The following is a 13,819-nucleotide window of genomic DNA, read 5'->3' on the forward strand; positions in this document are numbered from 1 at the left end:
AATTATGCATCTACTCTAGGATCGGGATGATTTAAAATATCATCAGTTTGACTTAATCGCCATGTTGATAAGCGTTGATAAATATCTTTATCATGCAAGGAAAGTATTTGTGCAGCAAGTAATGCTGCGTTAACCGCTCCGGATTTACCTATCGCTAACGTACCAACAGGAATACCTTTGGGCATCTGTACAATTGAATATAAGCTATCTACACCATTTAGTGCTTCACTTTGAATTGGTACCCCTAATACAGGCACTAAGGTTTTAGCAGCTAACATACCAGGTAAATGCGCGGCACCACCAGCACCTGCAATAATCACATTAAATCCTTTTAGTTTTGCATTTTCGGCAAATTGAAATAGCTTATCGGGAGTACGATGAGCAGAAACGATTTCAACATGGTAAGTAATAGTTAATTCATCTAGCACGTTTGCAGCATGTTGAATAGTATTCCAATCACTTTTAGAACCCATTACAATGGCAACTTTAGGTTGAGTGCGCATAAAAAACCATCTAAATATTTGAACCATTAAGTGCTCAAAGTATACACTAATATTTTGCCCATGGGGATAACAATAATAATTTTAACTCAATATAAATTTAAAAAATTAACAAGTTGCTTGGTTATTTTATAAATTAGAAATTGTTTTAATTTGGCTTAATAAAGCAAAAGCAATGTAACTTTAAGTTTTCACTTGTAATTAAACTTAATAAATTTATTTTTGAGCATAATTGTTTTATGCTCATCCATTGACAGTCACAATAATTTTGGCTTCAACTAAGTAATCGCCATGCATTTACCTAAAGTTCTCAGTCATCAACAAGTTCACACTCCCTAATTCCCCTTTCATCGCATACTTGTTTTATTGCTACAAAATCGCTTTTATTTACCACAAATGAATTTATGCCTAAAATATAATCTTTTATCACCATTAGTTAACACTAAAATTTGATTTATTTCTGCTAACACACTTTTTATTTGCTCATAAGCATCATTTTCCAGATTGATAGGGATACTGGTATAGTAAATAATTTCATTATGAACCACTACCTCCTACAAACAATTTTCGGGTTCAATTCGAATTATCTCTAATGATGCTTCTTTTAATTTATTAAGATGCAGTAATAAAATCAGCACGTAATTTTTTTATTTCATCACGCAATACGCCTGCCTTTTCAAATTCTAGATTTTGTGCCGCTTCGTACATCATTACTTCAAGATCTTTGACTTTAGCCTGAACCTCTTTAACCGAAACATAGTGATACGGTTTACCCGGTTCAAATGCTTCAACTTTTGTTATGGATTTTTTGGTACTTAAACCTGCATCTAAAATATCTTTGATTTCTTTACGTACCGATTTTGGTGTAATATTATGTTCTGTATTAAAATCCTCTTGTTTTTTGCGACGGCGTGCAGTTTCATCAATGGTTTTTTGCATTGCTTGAGTAATTCTATCCGCATATAAAATCGCTTTACCATTTACATTTCTGGCTGCGCGCCCAACTGTTTGAATTAACGAACTTTCTGAACGTAAAAAGCCTTCTCGGTCTGCATCTAAAATGGCAATAAGAGAGACTTCAGGAATATCTAATCCTTCTCTCAATAAGTTAATCCCAACCAACACATCTACTTTACCTAAACGCAAATCACGAATAATTTCCATACGCTCAACGGTGTTAATATCCGAATGCAGATATCTAACATTAACATTATGCTCAGATAAATAATCTGTTAAGTTTTCAGCCATACGTTTAGTTAATGTAGTGACTAAAACTCGCTCATCATTATTAATACGAATTTTAATTTCAGAAAGCAGATCATCAACTTGGGTATTAACTGGCCTCACTTCAATAACAGGATCTAACAACCCGGTCGGTCTAACCACTTGCTCAATGATTTCACCACCTGATTTTTCAATTTCGTATTTAGCAGGTGTTGCCGAAACATAAATGGTTTGCGGCATTATATTTTCAAATTCAGCAAACTTTAATGGTCGATTATCTAGAGCAGAGGGTAATCGAAATCCATATTCAACTAAATTAAGTTTACGTGAACGGTCACCGTTGTACATAGCTCCTAATTGAGGAATAGCAACATGGGATTCGTCAATAAATAATAATCCATCAGCAGGTAAATAATCAAATAAAGTCGCTGGAGGATCGCCTGGGTTACGTTGTGCTAAAAATCTTGAATAGTTTTCGATCCCTGAACAATAACCTAATTCTGTCATCATTTCGATATCAAATAATGTACGTTGAGTTAAACGTTGTTCTTCTAAAAGGCGGTTATTGTCTAATAGCACTTTTTGTCGTTGCTTTAGTTCTTGTTTAATCTGTGCAATAGCATCATCCATAATATTTCTTGGTGTAACATAATGTGTTTTAGGATAAATAGTAATTCGTGATACTTCATTAACGCTATTACCTGTCAGTGGGTCGAACATAACAATACGCTCGACTTCATCATCAAATAGTTCAACACGCACAGCCAGCTCGTCAGAATCTGCTGGGAATATATCGATTACATCCCCACGTACCCGAAAAGTACCACGACTGAAACCAATTTCATTACGTGTGTATTGTAATTCCGCCAATCTAGTTAAAATTGAACGTTGATCGGTGATTGTCCCTTTCGTTAAATGCAAAATCATTGACATATAAGTTTCAGGTGCACCTAAACCATAAATTGCCGATACAGATGCCACAATCACCACATCACGACGTTCTAGAAGCGATTTAGTCGCAGACAGACGCATTTGTTCAATATGTTCATTTATTGAAGCATCTTTTTCAATAAAAGTATCAGTCGAAGGCACATAAGATTCGGGTTGATAGTAGTCATAATAAGAGACAAAATATTCAACTGCATTTTCGGGGAAAAAAGCCTTCATTTCACCATATAATTGAGCTGCTAGGGTTTTATTTGGAGCTAAAATAATTGTTGGACGGTTATGTTTGGCTATAACATTTGCCATGGTAAATGTTTTTCCAGATCCTGTTACACCTAATAATGTTTGATGGGCAATCCCATCATCAAGATTTTGGTTAATTTTCTTTATTGCTTCTGGTTGATCACCAGCAGGTTTAAAATCAGAACATAATTTGAATTTTTTCATTCTATCGCAACCTAATATTTTACCTATTAATAAAAAATTATCCCCAAAAGGACTTGACCTTTTAAAATATTATATTTTTTGTTCAAACAATATAAAAATAATAAAACATGACAGAAAAATGAAAGCTTGATTTACAATAACATATTGATAAAATTAAATATAATTATCAAAGCTTACAATCTAAACAAATTAAAACAAATCCTGATAGTAATTGAATTTATCACTGTTTTCAATAAACTACTAACAGAGTTATCCACAGGCTTGGGGGATAACTCTATAAGTATAGTCTTTTTAAACTTTTTTCAACTTTTGAGAAAAAAAAGGAGGTTTATAACATACTAAAAACATCGTTTTTTTCTATTTTTATTCTATTATTTGATAGTAGAAAACTAACAATTTATTTTATCTGCTCTAACTTATATTGATAGCTAAAATCAACATTAGGCACAAAAGTTAGTCGATGTGTGATACATTTTGGAGCATCTTCAACATGATGAGACACAAAAAGTAATTGTGTATTTCCCTCTTTAATTAAACGATCTATCCATCTCTTAACCAATTCTCTATTTAAATGATCGAGCCCTTGTAACGGTTCATCTAAAATAAGCAGCGAGGGATGTTTAACCAAGGCTCTGGCTATTAAAACTAATCGCTGTTGCCCCCATGAAAGCGAATGAAATGGTTTATCAGATTGCAATTGCAAACCTAATAATTGTAGCCATTCATCAGCCAATTTAACTTGTTTATCACTTGTAGCTTGGTATAAACCTATCGAATCAAAATAGCCCGATATTAATACTGCTTTAACGCTAATATTCATACGGTACTCAAGATGTAAACTGCTACTAACGTAACCAATATGTCGTTTTATTTCCCATATTGTCTCACCAGAACCTCGCTTGCGGCCAAATAAAGTAAGGTCATTATTATAACCTTGAGGATGATCCCCGGTGATTAAACTTAACAATGTTGATTTGCCAGAACCATTAGGTCCGATAATTTGCCAATTTTGATGTGCTTTAACATGCCAAGTTAATCCATTAATAACGATTTTATTGTCATATCTAACATAACCATTATTTAAACTAATACGATCTAATTCATCTGCTAGTTGGATTGCTGGGCCATCAGCATCAGGCAATGGTAAGTTAGATATGTTTTCTAAATAGACTAGCTGCTTAACCATTGTATCCTCTAATATTGTGTCTTTTAAACCAAATTTCAACAGCTGGCAATCAGCTAATATACCAATATTATTAATAAATGCGGGAATTTCATTAAACCGATTTAAAACTAAAACAATAGTAATACCTTGCTCAGATAAGGCAGAAAGTATATTGGTCAAATTTTCTCGATATGCAACATCTAAACCATCAAAGGGTTCATCTAATATCAGTAACTCTGGTTGTTGCATTAATGCCTTACAAATAAGCGTTTTACGAGCCTCACCTGTTGAAAGATATTTAAAACGTCTAGATAAAAGGTTAGTTATTCCAAATTGTTTAGCCAACATTTGACAAAGCACATTGTCCGAATTATTTTCTTGGATAATCTGTGCTGTTGTTAATCCAGTATCGTTTTCACCTTCACTCAACATGTCGGTATTATTTCGTTTCCATTCATCATCAATCAACTTTTGTAGCTGCTCAAACGAAATATGCGTTATCGATTTAAATTCGTTAAGCACTTTACCAAATAAGAGTTGCTGCTCGCCAACCAATGCTTTAACTAATATGGATTTTCCACTTCCATTACGCCCAATAAAAGCCGTATTACTACCTTGCTTAATAGTCAGGGATTGAATATCAAAGACTCTAAAGTCATTTATCTTAAAGCATGCTTTTTCTATTTCTAACATGATCCCTCCTTTACCTAAACAATAGTCACGATAATTATATGCTGTGGATTAATGGATAGCATAATTTATCTCTATTCCATTAATCATAAAATCTCGATATATTGAGTTAACTTGGTGATATATAACTTTATACCCGATGATAATTAACAATCAATCACTCTCTTGACCATCTTTTTTAATTTAATATTAATTGTATTTCTTGGAAAAACATAATGTTAACACCATAAAAAGCATTTTTGCTTAATTATTACTCACACTAAAGCTCATTGTAATCTTTTTCAATATGACATCAAAACTTACGAAAAATCATCTCAAATATTGGTCATATTTACTTATATAAAAATTTTGATAATACGAAAAATTAAATAAACTTAATATTTATAGAACATTGTATTAAAACTGAACTTTAGTTGTACTTTATAAATTAAGTTTGGTAATATCGTTATATTTCATTTTACATAACACTAATTAATAAAGGTGATAAATATAAGTTATGGCAGCATACTTATAAAAAATAAGATTGGCATCTCAATTATGTAAGGAATAAAATGCAAAAAATATTTGGAATGATTTTTACTGCTGCTACAGTGGTGCTGATTTTCTCATCGAATGCTACTGAAAAAATAACAGTCTTTGCAGCTGCGTCCCTAACCAACGCTATGCAAGATATTGCAACAATTTATAAAGATGAACATAATGATGCCGATATTGTGTTTTCTTTTGCATCTTCCTCAATATTAGCTAAACAGATTGAACAAGGTGCGTTAGCAGACATATTTATGTCAGCGGATCAAAAATGGATGACCTATCTTATTGATCATCATTTAACGACTAATAAAGAAGATTTATTAAAAAATACTCTCGTTTTAATCGCACCAATACAATCTAAATTAAATTCTATTGAAATTAATGCTAAAACAGATTGGGATAAAATCTTACCTAAAGAAGAAAGAATAGCTCTTGGTGATCCTGAACATGTTCCAGCAGGACTTTATGCCAAAGAATCACTCATTAATTTAGGCGTTTTTGATAAATTATCATCACGATTTGCTCCTGCCACCAATGTTCGTGATGCTCTTATGTTAGTGGAGCGTAATGAAGCTGCCCTCGGGATTGTATATAATACTGACGCTAGAGTAAGTGATAAAGTAAAAATTATCGGTATTTTTCCTACCAATACTTTTAAGTCAATTGAATATCCAATAACCTTACTAAATACTAATGCGATAAATTTTTATCAATATTTACAATCACCACAAGCCAAAGTTATCTTTGAAAAATACGGGTTTATAACTAAACAGTAAATTACGCATATGATATTGACCGAAATTGAATGGCAAACATTATTACTAAGCTTAAAAATAGCTAGTGCGGCAATATTTTTTAGTTTGCCGATAGGAATTTTAACTGCTTGGGTTTTAGCTCGATGCAAATTTTTTGGTAAGTCCTTGTTTGACAGTTTTGTACACCTTCCGTTAGTGTTACCGCCTGTTGTTTTAGGTTATTTATTGCTATTAACTATGGGGCGACGTGGTGTTATTGGTCAGTGGTTAAATGAATATTTAAACATTAGCTTTAGTTTCAATTGGCAAGGTGCTGCGTTAGCTTCAGGAGTGGTTGCTTTTCCACTTATGGTGCGCTCAATTCGTTTGGCTATTGAATCAATAGATACGCGTTTAGAAAATGTAGCTCGAACACTCGGTGCACATAAATTTCGTGTCTTCATGACTATCACTTTACCTTTAGCTTTTCCGGGGATTTTAATGGGGGTGATTTTAAGCTTTGCACGTTGTTTAGGTGAGTTTGGCGCAACTATTACCTTTGTATCCAATATTCAAGGTGAAACGCGCACATTACCATTAGCAATGTATACATTATTACAGACCCCAAATGGTGAATCAGCAGCGTTACGATTATGTACTATTTCTATTCTATTGTCATTAATTGCACTAGTTTTATCAGAAGCATTGAACCGTAGGCATAAAAATAAATTATCTGGGCAATAAACTATGTTAAAGATACATATTAATAAGCAGATCCCTTCTTTTTTATTTCAATTTCATCATGACATTCCCTGCCAAGGTATTACTGCAATATTAGGTGTTTCCGGTTCAGGTAAGTCAACGTTAATAAGCATGATTAATGGATTAACTAAGCCGGATCACGGTTATATTATCCTTAATGATAAACTACTTGTTGATACTAATAATAATCTATTTGTCGTACCAGAAAACAGGCATATTGGTACTGTTTTTCAAGATGCTTTACTATTTCCTCATTATAAAATCATCAAAAATCTCACTTATGGGATGAATGAATTAACCTATAATAGGTTTGATGAGATCGTTGATGTACTTAATATTCGTTCATTGTTAAACCGTTATCCAGCAATGTTATCAGGTGGTGAGAAACAGCGTGTGTCTATAGGCCGAGCATTATTAACGGATCCAACATTATTACTAATGGATGAACCACTTTCTGCACTTGATATGCCTAGAAAAAAAGAGTTATTAACCTATATTCAAAAATTAAATTATAATTTTGATATTCCCATTATTTATGTCACGCATAATATTAATGAAGTAAAAAAAATAGCTAATCATGTCGCCATTTTAGAACAAGGTAAATTAATAAATTATGGTAAAACAGAACATATTTTAAAGACCAACTATTTGAAAGAATGGCTATAGAGTTTTAATTGGTTACTATTTTGTTCCTGTTTAATGTACGAAATACCATCATGCCATGCACCCAGTACAATTCTAGATACAGATTTACCTTCAATGAAAAAATGATGGTTTGCTGGTTTGTGAGTATGACCGTGTACCATAATATTTGCATTATGTTTAATCATCATTTCAACTACAGCTTGCTGATTCACATCCATAATAATTTGAGGTTTTATTTGATTATGCTGGCTACTTTTCTTTCGCAATTTATCTGCAATTTTCAGTCGAATGAAAAATGGTAAAAATAAAAATAGCTTTTGAAGCCATTTATTGTGCATAACATTACGAAATTTTTGATATTGCAGATCATCTATACACAATAAATCTCCATGTAATAAAATGATATTTTTGTCCTGATTTGGTAAGCTGCTAATATCAGACAAAATCGTCATATCACATAATTGAGCGTATTTATTCCCTAATAAAAAATCACGATTACCATGTACAAAATATTTAGTAATCTGCTTTTGGGATAGTGCATTTAATGCTTGAGCAATCTTCTTATTCAAATTGGTTCTCACATCATCACCAACCCAATAATCAAACAGATCACCTAAAATATATAATTCACATTTCTCAGGTAAGGTATCTAAAAAAGATAGAAAGCCTCCCAACACGCCAAAATGACCGGAGGCAGGCTCATTGTCTGCTAGATGAATATCAGCAATAAAATAACGGGCAGGATTATTCAACCGTAACACTCGTAATGATGACATCTTCAACTGGGACGTCAGAATGCATACCATCGCGCCCGGTTTTTACGGATTTAATTTTATCTACAACGTCAAGCCCGTCTACAACTTCAGCGAAAACACAATAGCCATAACCACTCATATCTGGCGAGCGAAAATTCAAATAATCATTATCAACCACGTTAATGAAAAACTGTGCAGTTGCCGAATGAGGATCTGGGGTGCGAGCCATCGCCAATGTCCCACGATTATTTTTTATGCCATTATCCGCCTCATTTTTAATTGGCGCCTTTGTTTTTTTCTGTTTCATACCGGGTTCAAAGCCACCGCCTTGAATCATAAAACCATCAATAACCCTATGAAAAATAGTATTATTATAAAAACCTTCTTGGCAATATTCAATAAAATTCTTAACTGTTTCTGGTGCTTTATCATTAAAAGTTTTAACTTTAATGTCACCTAAATTAGTATGAAGTATGATCATAACATGTTCCTTATTTTCCATTTTTAAATGATTTATTTCAATACATTAAAAATGTGTCTAACATAAAATAATTTATTTATTAAATTTTTCGCATGCTTCAAGCGTATTGCTCATTAACATTGCTACTGTCATCGGACCTACACCACCAGGAACAGGTGTGATCCAACCAGCACGCTTCATGGCTGTATCAAACTCGACATCCCCAACTAGTTTACCATCAGGTAAACGATTAATACCAACATCAATTACAATTGCACCTGGTTTTATCCATTCACCTTTTACATAATTAGGTATACCTACACCAGCAATCACAATATCAGCATTATTTACATGTTTTGCAAGATCTATTGTTCGACTATGAGTAATGGTTGTTGTACAACCTAATAGCAACAATTCTAAGGCCATTGGGCGACCAACAATACTTGATGCACCAACAACAGTAGCATTTAATCCAGATAGGTTTATACCTGTAGATTTTAATAGTTTAACTATACCATAAGGAGTACATGGGCGTAAAATTGGGTCACGTTGTAATAAATGCCCAATATTATATGGATGAAAACCATCTACGTCTTTACTCGGCTCTATGCGTTCAAGCACTTTAGTTTTATCGATGTTATCGGGTAATGGAAGTTGTACTAAAATCCCATGCACATCAATGCGACAATTTAATTCATCAATTAGTGCTAACAGTTCATCCGTCGTCGAATAAGGAAAGTCATAATCAAATGAAATAAAACCAACATCTTCGCAAGCTTTTCGCTTATTTTTAACATAAATTTTCGATGCAGGATCTGAACCCACTTGTATTACTGCAAGCCCAGGGACAGATAACCCTTTTTCAATCCGAATTTTTACCTTAGTCGCAATGTCATTTCGCACTTGTTGTGCTAATGCTTTACCATCAATTATATGTGCAGTCATGGGCTTTAATTCTTTATCCAAATAAAAATAATATTCTCGCAAAAGTTTTTATTAATGTCTATTCACTTGTCATTCAATTGATTAAGATAAATTAATATTTTTTGATATTGCTCATCTATATGGGTAATAACAGAACAAACATACTCATCAAATACTTTTAATTTCGGTTTTTGCAATTTCCATTCTTTTTTAGATATTTGTTTAATTGCATTGTAATTTTTAAATATATTTAGTTGTAAAATACTGTTTCCCACAACATTTAAAAAAATTTCTTGACCAATAGCTTCACCATCTTTTTTTAAATTATTATAATTCTTATAATTAAAATAGGTTTCATTGTTGATAGTAACTATTGATTGCTGTAATAAGTTTACAAGACGCTTATATAATGTTTTTAATTCGCTACTTAGTTGGCTATCATTATTTAATCTTGTTTGAATCGCCTTTTCAAATATTTCATATACTTCTCTTAACAAATTTAAAGTCTGTTGTTCCAATTGTGGTAGATGTTGCCGTAACTCTTGCTGAAATTGAGTTGTTACATTTTGTAATTGTGACCCTAAGGCTATCGATTTACCATTAAAAATTACCTCACCATCAGGTAATATTAACATATCACTTTTTTTATTAAAAATATGCACATTTTGGTCATTAATTGTTATATTGTAACTTGGTTTAACCATGCATTCCTTATAAGATGCAAAAACCATGAAGGGAAATAATACTAAAACAAATAAAATTTTTTTTAACATATTTACACCCAATTAGTTATCAAAGTTAGATTATAATCTATTATTTGGTCACAAAGATAACAAAAGATGGCTCACTGCTTATGTATTGATAAATAGAACATAAAATTGAAAATAATGGAAAAACTCGCTAGATACTATTTTTAAAGCTAACTCACTTTCAAACAGTCAAATTAATGGATATAATCTTTTTGATTAACTATAATTAGATACTTTTAATTTTCTAAAAGTTAAGTATAGTAAATGCAACTTAAATTCACTTACCAGAGGTGTTAAATGTATACCGTAATTTTCGGGCGTCAAGGGTGTCCTTACTGTGTGCGAGCAAAAGAGCTTGCCGAAAAGCTTTCACAAGAACGCGATGATTTTTCATATCGTTATGTAGATATTAATGCTGAAGGTATCACGAAAGAAGATTTATCTAAGAGCGTTGGAAAACCTGTAGAAACAGTTCCACAGATTTTTATTGATGAAAAACCAATCGGCGGTTGTACTGATTTCGAAGCTTATGCAAAAGAGCATTTAGGACTTTATAAAGAATAAGTAATATTAATAATTTTCATATAAAATTTAAGCCCCAAAAATGAGGCTTAAATTTTTATGTTTACTCTATTTTATTGACGTCCAGGTAGTTTTTTCCATGTTACTTCATTACGCAAATAAGTTGGTTCAACTTCTTCAACGTTAATTATGTCTTTTCTTTTCCATTTTTGATCTGCAATCACAATTAAATCTTGAGCATGAGGCAGTAAAATATTACTTCGTTTTATATTGTTAAGCATATTTGGGTAAGTTTGCCATCCGGTACCAGCACTATAACTATTTTCATTAATATTCTGCACTTTTTCGATTACTTGTTCCGGAGCAATAACGCATTCGGGTATTATCGTTTGCCATTGATTATTAATATAACGATACTGCCCTAAATAAACTTCATTCATTCTCGCATCAATAGCTGCAATTATATCTGTTGCCTGTTCTGTACGGTATACACCTTGCACTAAAGTCATAAGAGTTGATACACCAATCATTGGTTTATCAATGCCTAAAGCCAAACCTTGTGCAACCCCAATGCCGATTCGAACACCAGTAAAACTACCAGGACCTTGTCCAAAAGCGATTGCATCAATTTTTGAAAGTGAACAATCAGATTGTTTGAGTAATTTATCAACCATTGGCAATATTTGTTTGGTATGATCGCGAGCAGAGATAATAAAATCATATGTGATTTCGTTCTGGTAGGACAAAGCTACGGAACAGGCTTCTGTTGAAGTATCAATGGCTAAAATAGTACTCATTTTTTCCTCAAAATAATTAATCTTTTCAAATCAGCGTTTAGTTAATAGGAAATTAATAACCTTATTAACATCTCGAGTTCTTGGCGAAGGTGGCAAGCTATTAATAAAAGTTGCACCATAAGGTCGCATCACTAGACGATTATCACAGATAATAATCGCCCCCCGATCATCATGGTGGCGAATTAATCGCCCAACACCTTGTTTTAAAGTGATTACCGCTTCGGGTAACTGTACTTCATCAAATGCGTCACCACCTTGCATTTGGCAATCTTCCATCCGAGCTTTAATCAATGGATCTTCTGGTGATATAAAAGGCAATTTATCTATAATAACACATGATAGAGTATCGCCTCTAACATCAATGCCTTCCCAAAAGCTACTAGTAGCAATTAATAATGCGTTGCCGCTTTGAATAAACTGTTCAAGTAACTTAATTTTGCTGGTTTCCCCTTGGACTAGCACTGGTAATTGTATTAGTTCCCTAAATTGCTTAGCTAAAGCATTCACCATGGCGTAAGAAGTACATAAGAAAAAACAACGCCCGTTATTTGCTTCGATTACAGGTAATAAAATTTCAACAAGTTTTTCAGCATTACCTTTTTCATTAGGAGAAGGAATATAACGAGGAACACATAATATCGTTTGATGTTGATAATCAAAAGGGCTTTCTAGTATCAATGAATCGGCATTAATTAGTCCTAAACGTTTAGTAAAATAGCCTAATTGATTATCAACCGATAATGTTGCAGAAGTAAATATCCAGCATCCTTTTCGTTCAACTAACAGTTCAGCAAATTTATCCGAAACGGATAAGGGTGTTAAAGCAAATATAAAATAGTTAGGTGTACTTTCATACCAGTAACTAAACCCCATTACTTTTGTTTCGCTTAATCTTTTTAAAAGTAAAATATATTGATTCACTCGTTCAAAACAGTTATCTAATGTGGTGGACCGCCCTAAACCCAATAATAGAATCTCATGACAAAAGTTCAATACATCAAATAGATAAGACAACTCATTTTTTATTGATTCTTGACTCAAAAGATATCGCAAGTTTCCTTTTGGGGCTTGCTGGCTAACAATGATACGTAGATCTTGAACACTTTTTTGCAATTTATCTGCACACTGCTGTAATTGAGACATATCTTTTACTTCCGTCCGATAACAAAGCATAATTTGTTTAGATAAATCAAATAATTGCCTGCTACTCAATTGTTGCCCAAAATAATGACAAGCTAAATCTGGCAATTGATGTGCTTCATCAAAAATCATGACATCAGCTTTAGGTATAAGTTCGCCAAATCCAGTATCTTTAACAACAATATCCGCCAAAAATAGATGATGATTAACTACAACAATATCTGCATTTAATGCACGTTTACGGGCTTTGACAACATAACAATCGTTATAATGCTCGCAATCACTGCCAAGACAAGACTCATTAGTGCTCGTCAGTATTGTCCAAATTGCATTCTCTTCAGTCACGTTAGCACATTTGCTAATATCACCATCTTTTGTTTTAATTGACCAGTTCTTTACACGTGCTAAATCCACTCTTAGCTCTTTATTAAGATCACCCGCAGCAGCATATTGGTGATACAACCGTTCTAAACAAAGGTAATTAGAGCGTCCTTTAAGCAACGATACTTTGCCCGTGTAATTCAATGCCTTTTTGATAATTGGCAAGTCTTTACTAAATAACTGTTCTTGTAGGTTTTTAGAACCAGTTGACAATATTACTTTTTTATCACTTCGCAAAGCAGGTACTAAATAAGCAAATGTTTTACCCGTTCCAGTTCCTGCTTCAACAACAAGCGATTGCTGTTTTTTTATTGACTCAGTAATTTTACTTGCCATGATCCTTTGTGGTTCTCGAGCCACAAAGCCTTCAATAGTTTTAGCTAGCAAACCATTATCTGCAAAATCATCAATCACTTAAATCACACCTAATTAAAAAAAACAGCTTTAA

The 13,819-nt window shown here is 32.9% G+C and carries 13 protein-coding genes; 4 read left to right on the forward strand and 9 right to left on the reverse strand.

The genetic code is table 11. The features are described from left to right. Window positions 1–2 precede the first annotated feature (2 nt). The 3 genes from purE to modF form a co-directional block, all read right to left on the reverse strand. The gene (purE, locus tag A9G36_RS05990; RefSeq protein WP_081295285.1) at window positions 3–503 is read right to left on the reverse strand and encodes a 5-(carboxyamino)imidazole ribonucleotide mutase; all 501 of its coding nucleotides are present in this window, start codon (window positions 501–503) and stop codon (window positions 3–5) included. Window positions 504–1,112: 609 nt separating this feature from the next. Then, window positions 1,113–3,116, reverse strand: coding sequence for an excinuclease ABC subunit UvrB (uvrB, locus tag A9G36_RS05995; protein ID WP_065574010.1), 2,004 nt, complete (start codon window positions 3,114–3,116; stop codon window positions 1,113–1,115). 397 nt (window positions 3,117–3,513) lie between these two features. After that, a complete protein-coding gene (gene modF, locus A9G36_RS06000) occupies window positions 3,514–4,974 on the reverse strand; it encodes a molybdate ABC transporter ATP-binding protein ModF (RefSeq protein WP_065569231.1) in 1,461 nt (486 codons plus the stop codon). Window positions 4,975–5,522: 548 nt separating this feature from the next. On the opposite strand from modF, the gene modA reads away from it, so the two are divergent. From modA to A9G36_RS06015, 3 genes are read left to right on the forward strand one after another with little or no spacing between them, the layout of a single operon-like run. Continuing rightward, window positions 5,523–6,278 carry a molybdate ABC transporter substrate-binding protein gene (modA, locus tag A9G36_RS06005; protein ID WP_065569232.1) on the forward strand — a complete coding sequence of 252 codons (756 nt, stop codon included), beginning with the start codon at window positions 5,523–5,525 and terminating at the stop codon, window positions 6,276–6,278. A gap of 9 nt (window positions 6,279–6,287) precedes the next feature. After that, complete coding sequence (gene modB / locus A9G36_RS06010) at window positions 6,288–6,980, forward strand: molybdate ABC transporter permease subunit (protein WP_034943329.1); 693 nt, start codon at window positions 6,288–6,290, stop codon at window positions 6,978–6,980. 3 nt (window positions 6,981–6,983) lie between these two features. Then, entirely contained in the window at window positions 6,984–7,664 is a 681-nt protein-coding gene (locus tag A9G36_RS06015) for an ATP-binding cassette domain-containing protein (RefSeq protein ID WP_034943332.1), read from the forward strand. Here the strand turns inward: A9G36_RS06015 and A9G36_RS06020 are convergent. The 4 genes from A9G36_RS06020 to A9G36_RS06035 all read right to left on the reverse strand — a co-directional run bounded on the left by A9G36_RS06020 (window position 7,643) and on the right by A9G36_RS06035 (window position 10,555). Next, window positions 7,643–8,419, reverse strand: coding sequence for a UDP-2,3-diacylglucosamine diphosphatase (locus tag A9G36_RS06020; RefSeq protein WP_051824992.1), 777 nt, complete (start codon window positions 8,417–8,419; stop codon window positions 7,643–7,645). The two genes, A9G36_RS06015 and A9G36_RS06020, sit on opposite strands and share 22 nt — an antisense overlap. Continuing rightward, on the reverse strand, window positions 8,388–8,879 hold the full coding sequence (ppiB, locus tag A9G36_RS06025; RefSeq protein WP_034943336.1) for a peptidylprolyl isomerase B: 492 nt from the start codon (window positions 8,877–8,879) through the stop codon (window positions 8,388–8,390). Before ppiB ends, A9G36_RS06020 begins: the two co-directional genes overlap by 32 nt. 72 nt (window positions 8,880–8,951) lie before the next feature. Further along, entirely contained in the window at window positions 8,952–9,803 is an 852-nt protein-coding gene (folD, locus tag A9G36_RS06030) for a bifunctional methylenetetrahydrofolate dehydrogenase/methenyltetrahydrofolate cyclohydrolase FolD (protein WP_034943338.1), read from the reverse strand. A 62-nt stretch (window positions 9,804–9,865) separates the two neighbouring features. Then, entirely contained in the window at window positions 9,866–10,555 is a 690-nt protein-coding gene (locus tag A9G36_RS06035) for a DUF2884 family protein (RefSeq protein ID WP_065569235.1), read from the reverse strand. A gap of 273 nt (window positions 10,556–10,828) precedes the next feature. Between A9G36_RS06035 and A9G36_RS06040 the strand changes: the two genes are divergently transcribed. Further along, window positions 10,829–11,095, forward strand: coding sequence for a GrxA family glutaredoxin (locus tag A9G36_RS06040; RefSeq protein WP_034943342.1), 267 nt, complete (start codon window positions 10,829–10,831; stop codon window positions 11,093–11,095). 71 nt (window positions 11,096–11,166) lie between these two features. Here the strand turns inward: A9G36_RS06040 and tsaB are convergent, their stop codons facing one another. Further along, complete coding sequence (gene tsaB / locus A9G36_RS06045; protein ID WP_065569236.1) at window positions 11,167–11,850, reverse strand: tRNA (adenosine(37)-N6)-threonylcarbamoyltransferase complex dimerization subunit type 1 TsaB; 684 nt, start codon at window positions 11,848–11,850, stop codon at window positions 11,167–11,169. Between the two features lie 30 nt (window positions 11,851–11,880). Next, on the reverse strand, window positions 11,881–13,785 hold the full coding sequence (locus A9G36_RS06050; RefSeq protein WP_065569237.1) for an ATP-dependent DNA helicase: 1,905 nt from the start codon (window positions 13,783–13,785) through the stop codon (window positions 11,881–11,883). Window positions 13,786–13,819 lie beyond the last annotated feature (34 nt).

It is taken from the genome of Gilliamella sp. Choc6-1, assembly GCF_001690385.1.
Classification (GTDB): domain Bacteria; phylum Pseudomonadota; class Gammaproteobacteria; order Enterobacterales; family Orbaceae; genus Gilliamella; species Gilliamella apicola_A.